Annotated in this window: 13 protein-coding genes; 1 reads left to right on the forward strand and 12 read right to left on the reverse strand. The window is 45.7% G+C overall.

Annotated features, from left to right (window positions below; translation table 11 throughout):
• Window positions 1-526: 526 nt before the first annotated feature.
• From MHH25_RS23665 to MHH25_RS23690, 6 genes are all read right to left on the reverse strand, one after another.
• The gene (locus MHH25_RS23665; protein WP_340018322.1) at window positions 527-1,795 is read right to left on the reverse strand and encodes an SEC-C metal-binding domain-containing protein; all 1,269 of its coding nucleotides are present in this window, start codon (window positions 1,793-1,795) and stop codon (window positions 527-529) included.
• Between the two features lie 631 nt (window positions 1,796-2,426).
• Window positions 2,427-2,873 (reverse strand): hypothetical protein, encoded by a 447-nt coding sequence (locus tag MHH25_RS23670; protein ID WP_253502847.1) that lies wholly within the window; start codon window positions 2,871-2,873, stop codon window positions 2,427-2,429.
• A gap of 104 nt (window positions 2,874-2,977) precedes the next feature.
• Window positions 2,978-3,484 carry a type 1 glutamine amidotransferase domain-containing protein gene (locus tag MHH25_RS23675; protein ID WP_340018323.1) on the reverse strand — a complete coding sequence of 169 codons (507 nt, stop codon included), beginning with the start codon at window positions 3,482-3,484 and terminating at the stop codon, window positions 2,978-2,980.
• Between the two features lie 266 nt (window positions 3,485-3,750).
• On the reverse strand, window positions 3,751-3,918 hold the full coding sequence (locus MHH25_RS23680; RefSeq protein WP_017686784.1) for a hypothetical protein: 168 nt from the start codon (window positions 3,916-3,918) through the stop codon (window positions 3,751-3,753).
• 75 nt (window positions 3,919-3,993) lie between these two features.
• Window positions 3,994-4,455, reverse strand: a complete 462-nt coding sequence (gene dtd / locus MHH25_RS23685) for a D-aminoacyl-tRNA deacylase (protein WP_100529057.1) — start codon at window positions 4,453-4,455, stop codon at window positions 3,994-3,996.
• Window positions 4,456-4,467: 12 nt separating this feature from the next.
• Window positions 4,468-6,645 (reverse strand): bifunctional (p)ppGpp synthetase/guanosine-3',5'-bis(diphosphate) 3'-pyrophosphohydrolase, encoded by a 2,178-nt coding sequence (locus tag MHH25_RS23690; RefSeq protein ID WP_036616894.1) that lies wholly within the window; start codon window positions 6,643-6,645, stop codon window positions 4,468-4,470.
• 373 nt (window positions 6,646-7,018) lie between these two features.
• On the opposite strand from MHH25_RS23690, the gene uraA reads away from it, so the two are divergent.
• Window positions 7,019-8,335: a uracil permease gene (gene uraA / locus MHH25_RS23695; RefSeq protein WP_340018324.1), complete on the forward strand. Its 1,317-nt coding sequence runs from the start codon at window positions 7,019-7,021 to the stop codon at window positions 8,333-8,335.
• A 152-nt stretch (window positions 8,336-8,487) separates the two neighbouring features.
• On the opposite strand, the gene MHH25_RS23700 is transcribed toward uraA, so the two are convergent.
• The 6 genes from MHH25_RS23700 to MHH25_RS23725 form a co-directional block, all read right to left on the reverse strand.
• Window positions 8,488-9,000, reverse strand: a complete 513-nt coding sequence (locus MHH25_RS23700; protein WP_017686780.1) for an adenine phosphoribosyltransferase — start codon at window positions 8,998-9,000, stop codon at window positions 8,488-8,490.
• A 37-nt stretch (window positions 9,001-9,037) separates the two neighbouring features.
• On the reverse strand, window positions 9,038-11,446 hold the full coding sequence (gene recJ / locus MHH25_RS23705; RefSeq protein ID WP_036616889.1) for a single-stranded-DNA-specific exonuclease RecJ: 2,409 nt from the start codon (window positions 11,444-11,446) through the stop codon (window positions 9,038-9,040).
• Between the two features lie 40 nt (window positions 11,447-11,486).
• Complete coding sequence (locus MHH25_RS23710) at window positions 11,487-12,446, reverse strand: cation diffusion facilitator family transporter (protein ID WP_047844086.1); 960 nt, start codon at window positions 12,444-12,446, stop codon at window positions 11,487-11,489.
• 73 nt (window positions 12,447-12,519) lie between these two features.
• Complete coding sequence (secF, locus tag MHH25_RS23715) at window positions 12,520-13,428, reverse strand: protein translocase subunit SecF (protein WP_053061658.1); 909 nt, start codon at window positions 13,426-13,428, stop codon at window positions 12,520-12,522.
• Window positions 13,418-14,668 (reverse strand): protein translocase subunit SecD, encoded by a 1,251-nt coding sequence (secD, locus tag MHH25_RS23720; RefSeq protein ID WP_051447453.1) that lies wholly within the window; start codon window positions 14,666-14,668, stop codon window positions 13,418-13,420. The genes secF and secD overlap by 11 nt, the downstream gene beginning before the upstream one ends.
• 91 nt (window positions 14,669-14,759) lie before the next feature.
• Complete coding sequence (locus MHH25_RS23725; RefSeq protein ID WP_036617497.1) at window positions 14,760-14,999, reverse strand: post-transcriptional regulator; 240 nt, start codon at window positions 14,997-14,999, stop codon at window positions 14,760-14,762.
• Between the last annotated feature and the right edge of the window lie 205 nt (window positions 15,000-15,204).

The following is a 15,204-nucleotide window of genomic DNA, read 5'->3' on the forward strand; positions in this document are numbered from 1 at the left end:
AAGGGACGAGAGATTGTGTAATATACATTCACCCGTGGTACCACCCACATTCCGGAAACCTGACACTTTAGCCGTTCAGGCGATCTCTGATGATTCAGGTTTGCCCAAGGCATTCTGATCAAGCAGATATTCCGCTCTACGTGTAACGCACGTCCTGCGCAGGCCAGCTACTGGTCAACAGATCATATCTGCTGTGTTCGCCGTCTGTTCTCGGGGAAGTCATTCGTCCGCTCATCAAGAGAATCCTTACAGCCTGGGGATTCCTCTCTGGTCATGTGGGCACGGAGTACTTGGTCCCGTCATCAAATCAGTAATATAGTTCAAAAATCGACTTGTATTGACTATAGTCAACGTATTATTTTCTGATTGTAATGAACCGCAGTGCTAAAGTCAAGGGTTAACACGAAAAGATAGCTCTAAAAAATTTTGCTCACACGCTGCACCGGATGGGGGAGTGACAGAAATCACGGATAATAGAAGCTGGATTCATCATATGAATTCCAACTTCTATTCGCTTCTTATTCCTCTATTGTTGCAGCATCCACTTCAACAGATCCGGCGCGCTCGCCCATAAACGGGAATGCATAATGACATATTCAATCGCTTCGTCGGAGTCGCCCATGCCGACAAAGTCAGGGAGGTTATGCGGCAGCCGTTTCAAACCCAACAGGTAATCAGGCACATGTTTGTTCACACCCCGGGCTACACGGTACAGCATTTTGAGCTGGGAGGTGATTCCGTTTTTCTTATACTCCAGAATGATCTTGTCATAGGCAAAGGCCGTTGCGGTGTCACCTCTTCCATACTCCTCCAGCAATTGCTCTGCCTGTTCCAATTGGTTGCTGTACAAATACACAGCAGCGAGCAGGTAACGTGCTCCGGTATTGTCTTCCGTATTAAGCTCCAGCATATGCTCCAGAATCTGTGCTGCTTCTTTCGTATCTCCGCCAAACCAGCAGGATTCGGCATAACTTTTGCATATCCGGATATAGGGACGAGTCTCATGAAGCCCCCAGAAGTCCCCTTTGTTCTCCTCAAAGAACAGTTCGCCCAGTTCACGTTTGCCAGCAGCGATTCCTTCCTTGAGGTAAGATCGCGCATCATTCTCATTGTCCGATTCCTCAGCTAGAACAAGATACGCATCAGAGCTGTCAGGATACATCTCAATCGCTGTTTCCGCCAGATGTACTCTCCGTTTGGAAGAGCTCGCTTCCCTCGCCTTAGACAGCAGAGCCTGTGCTTTGTCTCTCGATGTGCCTGGACCGTTCAGCATCAATAGCTCGTCCGTTTCACCGCCCATGCCGTATTCTTCGATGTAACTATTCATCTCCTTAACCTTCCGGGAGATCGTGCCTGTCGTTACCTCATATTTATCAGCCAGCTCAGCCTTTGTGACATTGAAGCCGTATTCCTCGGACAGCAAAAACTCAATTGCAGCAGAGAACGAGCCTGTCTTCTTCACAGTAGGGCGGGTCTGACGGGAGTAGCCGTTCCATAACACCAGAGCTTCCAAAATTACCTCTGGCTCATATTGGTTCCTCATGTTCTCAATAGTCTGCAGGGCCAGCTGTTCGTGAGCCGGGTGCTCCCATCTCAAATCGCTTGCCACCATCTTTTTCAGCTTGGTCAAGGTCAGTTTGCTCTCAGGCTGCATGGAGGCTTCCCGAACCGGTTGCTCCGTTGATATTATCCCCAGTATGGATTCTACTGCAGAGGACTCCTTGTTCAGACAACATTTCTTATATTTTTTCCCACTACCGCATGGGCATACATCATTTCTTCCAACCTTACTCAAAACTAATTCCCCCTTAAATCTGTCTCTAGCCATTCGCATGAGAACTCTGTTGCTTTAGCATTGTAGGTGTCATTTCTCAAACGAGGCATTCTATATAACTTTCAAATTCCATCGATCAAGCAGAACCGGCTGCCCCTTACTTATATAAAAAAGGCGGGGCCGTTTCAGCGAGTATATGTTCATCTGGAATATGACGGATCACTCTGGCGATGAGTTCCTCATACTCTATGTCATAGAATTGGATTCGCCTGAACCCAATCACTGGAGCTAGATTTACCGTCCAATGTAGCCCAACTATGAAAACAATTCGCTGTAGAATATATAAACCCATCTCTCTATTCTAGCAAAAATTGAATAAAGGGGTAAGCTCTACCCAAAACATACACATTCTCAGCTCAAAAAAAATAGCCTGCACACGGTGTGCAGGCTCAAAGGATATATAAAAAAAGGGGGTCATGTGTGTTATTATAAGCCCACTATGTTAAAGGCTTATGTATCTAATATTACAGTAATATTACAAAAATGATAGCGCTTTATAAATTAGTTTTTTAATATCCTCATGATCAAAAAGCCCTTGCACATCACTCGACTGTGTGGTCGAGCAGTGCAAGGGCCAAGAAGTATCTACACGTTAATTCAAATCTTCCACATAGGCATGGTTGGAACGAAGCTTATGAACAATCTCGTCATAATCCTCATCCCTTACTTTGGCAGACAGAACATAATGCAGATCATCATAATCGGCCGAAGACACATCTGCAGCATTCAGCAGGTCTCCATCCTCATTCACTCTGTCACGAGTATCCCGTTCTGCATCACGGTCCACATTGGCTACCACAGGGATCACATTTTCGCTGGCCGGAACACCAGGGGCTGCACCTACACCCATTGCTCCGTTGGTGCCTACGCCACCTGCTGTATTATAAGGCACCAGTGGCACCATAACACGCGTGTCTCTACCTATCGCACTGTCCAGTTGACCTACTTCCAAATGCTCTGTACGGAACGTCTGAAGTGAAGTTCTTGCTCCCTCTGCCTCGTCCTCGGTTCGAAAATACGCCTGAATATGTTTTGTCATGTCAAACCCTCCTTTTTCGGAATGAAATGCAACGTGAAGTTTGTAAACATCACGATGTAACGTAGTTAAGATACATCAATGTATGTCAGTTGTACTGGCTGAAGTTATATAACTTTTAGCAGTTCACGTACAAACGCTGGCTCATCTTCAGGCGTTCGGGATGTAATATAGTTTCCATCCACAACGGCCTCATGATCCTTGAACTCTGCTCCTGCGTTTACCATATCATCCTTAAGTGGTGGATAGGATGTAATGGTACGGCCTTTCAACAGACCGGCACTAGCCAAAATTTGCGGACCATGACAGATCGCAGCAATTGGTTTCTTCGCACTGTTGATCTCGGTGACAAACTTCAAGATATGCGCATCACTTCGCAAATTCTCAGGGGATGATCCACCAGGAATCACGACTGCATCATAATCTGAAGCGGATGCATCACCAATCGCCTTATCTGTGGTATAGGAGGCCTTTCCTCCTTTACCTTTAAGGGTCTCACCGGCTTCTAATCCGATAATCTCCACTTCATGTCCAGCTTTTTTTACTTCGTCATACGGGACCTGCATCTCCGAATCTTCAAAGTCATTCGCCAATAAAAAAGCAACTTTACTCATAACGTATGTTCTCCTTTCCGTGTTCGAACTTTCTTTATAAAATCGGGTCTTGCAGTACATTGGCACTTCGTTGTGCCTCGTTTTGTTATTACCCTCACCAGAGCAATTTATAACAATTCAATGTAATTTCATTTTGTAACGAAGTCTTCAAACGAATAGTTAAAATGATCAACTCACGACAAAAAGTCCTGATTCGGGAAGGAATCAGGACTTTTTCAGAATCTGTATAATCCAAATATCGGATGTTTATATCCCTGTGTAAACATTCAAGATCGCGGAAGATGACTCTGCTTCCCTTTGTCCGAATCCTGAAGTGCCCAGATCGTTGCAACATACTCAGCAGCCGAACGGGCAAGGTGCAATGATTCATACAGGTTGCCTGGGAGTAACAAAGGTTCTGAACGGGTACGTGTTTCTTTCGCAGATTGGCGCATAATTGGATGGATACTCCTTTGATCATGAAATAGTCATCAACGAATATTCCTCATTATGGCCTGAACCCTATGAAATTATGCACTTGGTTCCTGACGAACCGGACTTTCAAGCATCAAAGTCACGGGTCCCCAGTTGGTAAATGTTACATCCATCATTGCTCCGAAACGCCCGGTTTCAACCTGAATACCTTTATCCCGTAGCAGTTGATTAAACGTTTCATATAACAGTTCTGCCGCTTCAGGTCGGGCCGCAGCCGCAAAGCTCGGACGCTTTCCTTTGCGACAATCTCCGTACAGGGTGAACTGGGAAACAGACAATACAGCACCGCCTACATCAAGCAGACTGAGATTCATCTTCTCCTGATCATCCTCAAATATCCGCAACCCACTAACTTTGTCAGCCAGATACTGGGCATCCTTCTCGGTGTCCTCATGGGTAATGCCTACGAGCAGCATTAATCCGGACTCGATCTTACCTGTCAGCTCGTCTCCCACGGTCACTTGAGCCTCTTTACAGCGTTGTACAAGCACCCTCATCTTACAGGCTCCTTACTGCATAATCCGATGCACCGAATAGACATCTTTCACACGTTTGATCCGTTCTACAACGGATTGCAGATGATCCGTATTACGAATCAGAATTGTGACGTGCACCAATGCTAATTTATTTTTATCTGTCCGTCCTGTAACGGCAGATATATTGGTTTTACTTTCAGATACAGCCTGAAGTACCTCATTGAGCAAGCCATTCCGATCATGGCCTGTAATCTCAATATCCACACTGTAACTTGCTTCGATATTCTCTTCCCACTCAACCTCAATAACACGTGCTGCTTCTTCACCGTCTGCACTTGTTGGAATATTTGGACAGTCACTACGGTGCACGGAAACGCCGCGTCCGCGTGTAACATATCCGATAATGTCATCCCCAGGTACAGGATTACAGCATCGTGCGAATCGAACAAGCAGATTATCGATGCCTTTAACACGAATACCGTTGGTTGGTCGATTTCTGCGCTCAGGCGCAGGTTTCAGCTCGCGCATCTCGGAATTTAATTCCAGCAAACTGGACTCTTCCTGCTCTTTACGCAGTTTTTCGGTTGCTTTTGTTACAATCTGTGCAGCAGTAATCCCACCGAATCCAACAGCCGCAAGCATGTCATCAATATCGTTAAACGCATATTTTTTGGCAGCTTCCATCAACTTGTCATCCGTCATCCACGCAGAAGGATCAAGCCCCATACGTTTCAGTTCACGCTCACAGCTCTCCCGACCTTTTTCAACGTTTTCTTCACGGCGTTCCTTCTTGAACCATTGCTTGATCTTCGCTCGTGCATGAGAAGATTTCGCAATTTTCATCCAGTCCTGGCTCGGTCCATAAGAATGTTTGGACGTCAAAATTTCGATAATATCACCTGTCTTCAGATGATAATCGAGCGGAACAATCCGACCGTTTACTTTGGCACCAATGGTCCGATTACCAACCTCCGTATGGATTCGATAAGCAAAATCCAAAGGAACAGAGCCGATTGGCAATTCGATGACTTCTCCTTTTGGCGTAAATACAAATACCAGATCCGAGAAGAAATCCATTTTGAGTGACTCTACGAATTCTGATGCATCCTGTGCTTCGTTTTGAAGTTCAAGAATTTCACGGAAGAACGTAATCTTGTCTTCAAAATGATTTCCGTTCGCAGCGCCTTCTTTGTAGGCCCAGTGGGCAGCAATACCAAATTCAGCAGTCCGGTGCATATCCCATGTCCGGATCTGTACTTCCGTTGGTTCGCCATTGGGACCAACTACCGTTGTATGCAGCGATTGATACATGTTCGCCTTCGGCATCGCAATGTAGTCTTTAAAGCGTCCAGGCATCGGTTTCCATAGCGTGTGTATAATTCCCAAGGTAGCATAACAATCCTTGATATTATCCACAATAATACGAATGGCAAGCAGATCATAAATTTCGTTAAACTGCTTGTTCTTGGTGGTCATTTTCTTGAACACGCTGTAGATATGTTTCGGGCGGCCTGAAAGGTCTGCCTGAATTCCCATCTCATCGAGCTTGTTCGTAATTCCATCCATAACCGTATCAATATATTGCTCCCGTTCTGCACGTTTTTTGTGCATCAGGTTTGCAATTCGGTAATACTGCTGCGGATTCAAATAACGGAGGGCGATGTCCTCCATTTCCCATTTGATTGCAGAGATACCCAAACGGTTTGCAATCGGACAGAAAATTTCCAGCGTCTCATATGAAATCCGGCGCTGGCTTTCTTCCGACTGAAACTTGAGTGTCCGCATATTATGCAGACGGTCAGCCAATTTAATCACGATGACACGGATGTCCTGCGCCATGGCGATGAACATTTTGCGGTAGTTCTCGTTCTGCTGTTCTTCCTTGGAGCGAAACTGAATACGTTCCAGCTTCGTCAAGCCGTCAACAAGCATGGCACACGTATTGCCGAAATGATTGCGGATCTCTTCAAGTGAGACCGTAGTATCCTCTACTACATCATGAAGAAGCGCTGCTATTATGGAGATGGTGTCCATCTGCATGTTCACAACAATGTCGGCAACCGCAAGCGGATGCAGAATATACGGTTCTCCCGATTTTCGCGTCTGTCCATGGTGGGCCTGATCAGCAAATTCGTAAGCTTCTCGTATGCGCACCAGATCGGGTTCTTTGATATATGCCCCGGCCTTCTCGAGTAATTGCTCTATGCCCATTCTGATCTGTTCCGTGTCCTTTCTATACCAAATGGAACCCGTGACAGTGCTGCAACACAGGTTCCCCGTAAAAGTAATTTCCTATAATTATGACGCTTCGCCCGTTTCCCGTCAACTGCTGACGAATAAGAGCGCTTATCCAATTTTTATATTGGTGATCTGAATTACTTCTATCCCGTTTCCCTATGACTCACAGGGGATTGGATGTATTTCTTATTTCTTATGTATTATTGCCGTTATTTGCTGAAATAGAAGGAAAATTCATGACAATATTAATTCTATCGCTCTGTTACGTCAAAAATGTTATTGATTAATTAAGAGAAACTCTGTAATCTATTGAAAGTTTGTGTTTCGGAAAAGGAGATGAAATTCATTGCAACGCGAAATTCAGGTTAATCAAAAGATGCCACTTGGCTCAGGTTCACTGCTTAGCCTTCAGCATTTGTTCGCCATGTTTGGCAGTACCGTACTTGTACCCAACCTGTTCGGTGTTGATCCAAGTATGATCCTGCTGATGAACGGGATTGGAACACTGTTGTACATACTGATGTGTAAAGGAAAGATTCCAGCATATCTCGGATCAAGCTTTGCCTTTATTGCACCTGTCACAATGGTATTAAAACAACATCCTGAGAATGGCTACTCCATGGCACTTGGAGCTTTTATCATAACAGGACTTGTTTTCTGTTTCGTGGCCCTCATTATTAAATTTGCGGGTACCGGATGGATCAATGTTGTCTTCCCACCAGCGGTTATGGGTGCCATTGTTGCTCTGATCGGACTGGAGCTTGTACCCGTGGCTGCCGGAATGGCAGGTCTGATTAATCCCGATATCCTTAAATATCCCAACTGGGCACCTCAAGCCAAACCAATCATTTTATCCATGGCCACGCTTGGTATCACTGTCATTGGTGCCGTAACGTTCCGTGGATTCCCCAAAATCATTCATATTCTAATCGGTATTGTAGTCGGTTATATCCTTGGCTATTCTATGGGTCTGGTTGATAAACAGGCTATTGGAAACGCTGATTTCATCTCACTACCAACCGTAACAACGCCTACATTTGACTGGTCCGTTATTTTCACCATTTTACCTGTAGCGCTTGTGGTTATCGTTGAACATATTGGACATTTGCTTGTAACGAGCAGCATTGTAGGCAAAGATCTTTCGAAAGACCCTGGGCTTCATCGTTCCCTGCTTGGTAATGGGGTCTCCACCATTCTATCCGGGTTTGTAGGATCTACTCCCAATACAACCTATGGTGAGAACATCGGTGTAATGGCCCTGACTCGCGTATACTCCACATATGTCATTGGTGGCGCAGCAGTCATTGCAATCGTACTCTCCTTCTCAGGAACATTCTCGGCGCTTGTAGCCAATATTCCTGTGCCAGTTATGGGTGGCGTATCCCTGCTTCTGTTCGGGGTTATTGCAGCATCTGGTCTGCGTATTCTGGTTGAACAGAAAGTCGATTTTGCCAAACCGACCAATCTGCTGCTTACTACACTTGTATTGGTCATTGGACTGAGTGGTACAGAAGTTACCTTCTATGGCGTTCATCTGAAAGGGATGGCATTGGCAACCATCGTCGGAATCCTGATGAGCTTGTTGTTCAAACTGTTTGAAGTGCTGGGTTGGTTAAATGATGATTCAAAAAAACAGCCTATCACTGAAAAAACGCCCGATTAATTTCCATCGTATACACATCAAAAAGCCTGTTCTCCCTAACCTTACAGTTGGAAGAACAGGCTTTTTGATAATCATTAATGCTGTATATTATTTCCCGGGAAACGGAAAAAACAATTCATGTTTCGTCACAGCGGTACATGTGGAAATTCAGCTTAATAATTCATCAATGTGAATACATCGATTTCTGGCAATTTAGCACGACCATTCAGATCAGACAGCTCAATCAGGAAGGCAGCTCCGACAACTTTCCCACCCAATTGTTCAATCAAGTTGATGGAAGTTGCAATCGTTCCACCCGTTGCGAGCAGATCATCAGCGATCAGGACATTTTGACCTTTTTCAATCGCATCTGTGTGCATCGCGAGTGTATCCTTGCCATACTCGAGATCATAACCAACTTCAATCGTCTCTCCAGGCAGTTTTCCACTTTTGCGAATCGGAGCAAAACCGACACCAAGAGCGTATGCCAGAGGGGCGCCCACAACGAAACCACGTGCTTCAGGTCCAGCAATAACGTCAATTTTGAGATCAGAAACCATCACTTTCAGTTCATTGATCGCATTGCGGTACATTTCTCCATCCTTCAACAATGTTGTAATGTCCTTAAAGCTGATTCCCGGTTGTGGAAAGTCAGGAATGACACGAATATAATCTTTAAAATCCAAAATAATCTCCTCCTAAAATAAATACACAAACTTCCATCTAAGATACGCCCTTCATCCGGGATATCATCCATTGTGTCAGTTGCGGTGTGGCTGCATCCAGCATCACCTGTTCTATCTCGGCCATATTTTCGAGCGCCTGATAGTGACGTGAAGCGGTTAGTTCACGCTTAGGCGGGTTATCCACAAACGCAATTTTGCCGTTATCACGGGTAATGAAGGATAACTCTTCGAATACATCCAACATCATCGTAATCATGCGCGGCGAACAACCACACTGACGACTGAGCACAGGAGTAATCTCTTGTTCCTCCACGGGTTCAGCTTTCCATTTCAACACCTGCATATAAATACGCTTAAAGAGTTCTCTGGAAGGCATCTGAAGGCGATCTCGGCGGTTGCCTGATCCGTGCAGAAGGATGATATTCTCAGCTCCACTGAACAAAGCCAGCATGGCATTAAGTTGTTCCGGGGTTTCCGGCGTATCAAACACAAATAACGTCCGGACTTGTTCCTGTCCATAATGCTGTGCAGCAGCATTACACGGAAATAACCCGACCTTTCTATCATATACCCAAAGGCAAGGTTCATACAATGAATTTCCCTCGGAAACATCTGTTTCTTTCCGAACAATAGCACCAACAGAACCAGATTTATATCGCAGATGCACCTCAAGTGAGCTCAAGAAATGTTTCATCGCATTTAATGGCTCGGCATTACCGCGCAAATCAAACACTTGGACCTGAGGAACATGAATGTCCTGAAGCATCAATTGAGGTTTTCTCATCCCATTCCATTCATTGATGGACAGTTCTCCCATCACATCAATAACGGAACCTGGGAGAAGAAACTCTGCTAACGCTCCCTTGCCAAAAGCAACGGTTTCCAGTTGCTGACCATCCTGTTCCAGAACCAGTTTCAGATGGCGTTTCTCTCGTCCCATTGTTCTGGTTTCCTTCACAGTCACACTTCTCAATACAAACCGTGGCGAAGGATTGCTCATTCCAAAAGGCTGCAATCTGTCGATCTCCTGGATCACTTTCAGCGGAACATCACTGATTCTGCATTCATCATCCGCAAGACGTTGAGGTACAAAGTCCTCTTCAGTTAATACAGATGCAGCAAACTCATTCAAACCAGCCTCAAGTTCTTCCAACTGTTCCCGATGCAAGGTCATACCTGCTGCAGCAGGGTGTCCCCCGTAATGGTCCATAGTGTGTTTATTGACTGTGAGTGCCTGATAGATATCCAAGCCCTCAATGGAGCGTGCAGAGCCCTTGCAGACACCGCTCTCTGGATCGATCCCAAGGATAAGTGTAGGTCGGTAATAACGCTCCAGCAACTTGGAAGCCACAATACCAACCACTCCAACGTTCCAGCCCTCACCAGCCAATACGATTACATCTGGAACGGATCCTGAACGAAGCTGTATCTTTTGTTCCAACTGTGCAGTTGCTTCTTGTAATATGCCCTCTACTACTTGCTGCCGCTCCCGATTCAATAGATCAAGCTGGCCCGCAAGCGTATGAGCTTCATCCAGATTCTCGGTGGTGAGAAGCGATACCGCTCTCCCGGCATGATCCAAACGTCCACTGGCATTAATACGAGGTGCCATGGCAAAGGCAATATTAATTGAAGTCACCTGACTCTGATCCACACCACTGATTTCCAGCAATGCACTTACACCAGGAAGACGTGAACCACGCATCGATTCTATTCCATAACTGACAATAACCCGGTTCTCCCCTTCCAAAGGCATGAGATCGGCAACGGTGCCGATGGCGGCAATCTCCATCCATTCACCGGGCACTTCCCCGATTAATGCCTGAGCGAGCTTCAAGGCTACTCCCGCTCCTGCCAAACCTTTAAAAGGATACGGGCATCCTGGAAGTTTCGGATTAATAAGTGTAAAGGCTTCGGGCAAAATTTCAGGCGGCTCGTGGTGATCTGTCACAATGACTTCGATGCCCAGCGTGGCCGCATAGGCAATCTGTTCAACAGCACTGATTCCGGTGTCCACGGTAATAATCAATGAAACGCCTTGTTGATGGGCCCAATCCAATGCATGGTTGTGCAATCCATACCCTTCATTCGAGCGATGAGGGATATATATATCGTACGAAGCTCCAAGATGACGCATCAAATGGATCATGAGCGATGTGCTGGATACGCCATCAGCGTCATAATCCCCGTAGATCAAAATATGTTCTTCCCGCTCCAATGCCAGCTTGATACGTGGCACAGCTTCATTCATGCCGAGGAGCAGATAGGGATCATGCATCTGATTCAGGTCAGGATGCAAAAAACGTTCGGCCTCCTTCTCATTGTGCACTCCTCGACTCACAAGCAAACGTCCAACAAGGGGTGAAACGGAAAGCGCCTGCGAGAGTCCCGCAGCCGCCTCCAAATCGATATTCGGTGTATTCCACCGGTATTGCGAATAAAGCAATGATAACGCTCCTTTCCTGATCTACTGGACCCGCGCTTCACTACTGAATTAATGTCGCTTCGTGATCGGGCAGTTCATGATTGGATTTATAGGGATAGCCCGGATCATAAGGTATCGCTTGAATCTGTACTTCTTTCACATGACTGAAACGGGTTAACAGTAGAGTCTTGGCCCGATTCGCAATCTCCTGTGCTTCCAGTATCGAGATCCTCGGATTCACACTAATGACCAGCTCAATCGTAACGTCATGTTCCTGTTCACGTGCAACCAAATGCTCAATGGTAATGATGCCATATACCCGCTGTACAGTCTCTTTGAAATCGGACGCTTCTTCCTGCTCCAGTTCCTGAACAAGTGAACCATATACCGTGTCCACAATCATTCGGTAACCCTTGTGAAGCACAAAACAGGAAGCAATCAACGCAGCCGTGGGGTCTAGGTAGAGCAGCATGCTCAATCCCGTCTCTTCACCAGCCATCGATCCTATAATGCCGATTAACACGGTGAGCGAACAATAGAGTGCACGGCGATGTTGCTGTGCATAGGCCAGCGCCTGAGACTGGTTTCGTTTACGGAAATATCTGTACTGAAATTGAAAAATCGCTTCTTTCACAGCCAAAGCTGCAACAGCCACCAAAAGTACCGACTTGCCGGGTGCTTCCGGTTCACTTCCGGAGAGACTACCCAATGCGGAGATCGCAAGCTGTAATCCACCCATGAGAATCAGCACAGATAACAATACTGAGATTCCGGGTCTAGCAACACGTGAATGTTCTTTAAACCGTCCCCTGCGAGCCTTGCTCTTATCGCGTACAGACTTGGAGGGAAAGAGACCAGCCAGGGCAGAACCAGCTTCAGAAGCAGAATACAAGCCGTCAGCGAGCAATGATTTGCTGTTTGCCATATAACCGACTCCCGCTTTGATCACCGCAAGTCCCAAATTACCGGCAATACCGCTCCATGTGGCAGCCTGAGCAGATGGGATATGTTCTCTGGTCATGAATATTCCCCCTTAATTCTGTACATAAAGTTGCAAAACCGCGCCTGGCAGACGCGGCTTCACAATAAGATGTTTAGTTAGATTCTTTAGCTACTGTTTTTGGCTTATCCACTTGTTTACCTTTGAGCATCAGCCATAGTGGAGCGGCGATATAGATTGAAGAATATGCACCGAAAAGTGTTCCGATAACCATCGCAAGCGAGAACATGCGAATGGATTCTCCACCAAATATGAACAAACAGATTGAAGCTGCAAACACGGTGAATGTTGTATTCAGGGAACGTGTCATCGTTTGAGCCAAACTGCGATTGACTACCTCACGCAAGTCGGCTTTGGTTGTCTTTTTGGCAAAACGCAGATTCTCACGAATCCGGTCAAAGATAACGATCGTATCGTTGATCGAGAACCCGACAATGGTCAATACTGCAGTAATAAAGGTCAGATCGACTTCCAAACGGAAGATGGAGAACACACTTATTACAACAAATGCATCATGGAAGAGTGCGATAACCGCAGCCAAACCAAAGCGCCACTCAAACCGGATCGCAACATAGATCATGATCCCGATACTTGCAATGAGTACCGCGTAGATCGCGTTGCGTTCCAATTCTTTGGCCATCTCTGGATCGACGGTATTTACTTCATAGGAAGCTGATGCATCCAGTTTGGCAAATTCCTGTTTAAATTTGCTCTCTTGGGTCTCATCCAGTTCATTGGAGAAACGAACATTTACACGGTCAGCCCCCGGCGTAATGGTAACATCACCCTCATCAACACCGATGTCCTTAACGATAGGTTTAATCTGCTCCGCTGTGATTGCTTTGGAAACCGAGATATCCACGTTCGATCCAGCACGGAAATCAACCGCATAATTCAAACCCAAAGCCAGAATGCTGATGATCCCCGTAATCGTCAGAATAATCGAGAAAATATAGGCAATCTTACTACCTTTAACATAATCAAAATTCCAATTAAAGCGCACGAATTTCACTCTCCTTCACTCCGAAGTACTTAGGCTTCTTCAACACGTTACCCCGTACAAGCAGGGTCAACAGGAAGCGGGAGAAGAAAATATTCGTGATAATACTGGTGACAATATCAAAAATCAGCACGAGTGCAAAACCTTTAACCGCACCTGTTCCCAAGAAGAACATAACAGCCGCAGCAATAATGGTTGTGATGTTGGAGTCAATGATTGTTCGGAAGGAATGTTTACCACCCGCTTTAACCGAAGACAAGATCGACTTACCACTGCGCATCTCTTCTTTAATCCGTTCGTACGTGATGATATTGGCATCCACCGCCATCCCTATACCCAGGATAAACGCCGCAATACCTGGAAGGGTAAGCACGAATTCTCCTAAATAGAAGATTGCAAGTACCAGCCACGTATGTGTGATCAAGGCAAAACTCGCGATAATACCAGGAATGCGATAAAGCCCAATCATGAACACTAGAATAATAACGGAACCAATCAATCCTGCTTTAATGGTCTGATCCAGAGAAAGCTTGCCAAGTGTTGCACCAACACTTTGTGAATACTTCTCTGTAAGTTTCAGTGGCAATGCACCCAGGTTAATGGTGTCACGAAGCTGGTTTGCTTCGTCACGTGTGTAAGCACCCGAAATTTGAGCGGAACCATCTGTCAACTGTTGTCTAACGGTTGGAGCAGATAGAAGCTCATCGTCCAAATAAATCGCGAGAGGTTGTCCGATCAAACGTTTGGTAATCTCGGAAAATTTGGCTTTATCTTTCACTTGAATGTCAATCATCGGCTCATTCAATTGAGTGAACACAACTTTGGCTGCATTCTCAACAAATTCATTTCCGCGAAGCTCAATTTTGGTGTATTCGCCTTCCTTGTCGTTCTCAGCTTTACTACGGAAGGTCAAAACAGCCGGCTCTTTCATTTTGGCTCTAACTTCAGCCTCATCCGTAACCCCTGCCAACTTCAATCGAATCCGGTTGCTTCCTTCAGTGGTTACCTCCGGTTCGCTTGTTCCGAGCGCATTGGCGCGGCTTTCAAGACTTTTGGCCGTTTGCACCAAAGATGCTTTGGTGACTTGTTGACCTGCTTCGAGCGGCTCTGCTTCATATAAGATCTCGTAGCCTCCCTTTAAATCAAGGCCCAAGCGTATATTTTTGAGCAGTTCCGGGCTTGTTCCCACCATTACCCCTGTGGTGACAAGCACGACCAGAATGAAACTGATAATTCTTTTCATGCCGTTCCTAGATCCCCTTTCGTTCTCAATATTCCTATTATAGCGATGCCGTAAAAAGCAGTCAATTTTCAACAAAAAAGATCCCTTTCGTCTAGAAAGAGGACCCCCGGTATGCAGACACGGTCATAAAGTTCATAAAGCTTGTTGCTTTCAGTGACAAAATGTCGTTCACCAGCTGGTGAAGCGGTGGAATGCCCTGTTTTTCATATTTATGACTGACGCAATTCCAGACATCTTTGCTGGTGACATATTCGTAACCGACAAGCCTTAATTCCTCCGCTTTGCTACGGCAGAGCATCTCTATTGACTGTTCCAACTCCACATCATTCATTTCTTCCAACGGGGAGCCTCCCTTCGTACATCCAAGCCTTTATGCGGCATCAATATTACATGATTCGACTTCGCCTGATCATATTCCTTCTTGCTGATTATGGTTCTTTTTGTTAATCGTGTCCAAGTTGTCATGAGAAGATAAAGGACTGGCATAGGATGAAGAACAACGGCTTTGTCCCGTTTATGTTGATAGCCTGTACTTT

Origin of the sequence: Paenibacillus sp. FSL H3-0457 (genome assembly GCF_037981725.1) — a bacterium.
In the GTDB taxonomy this organism is placed as follows: domain Bacteria; phylum Bacillota; class Bacilli; order Paenibacillales; family Paenibacillaceae; genus Paenibacillus; species Paenibacillus amylolyticus.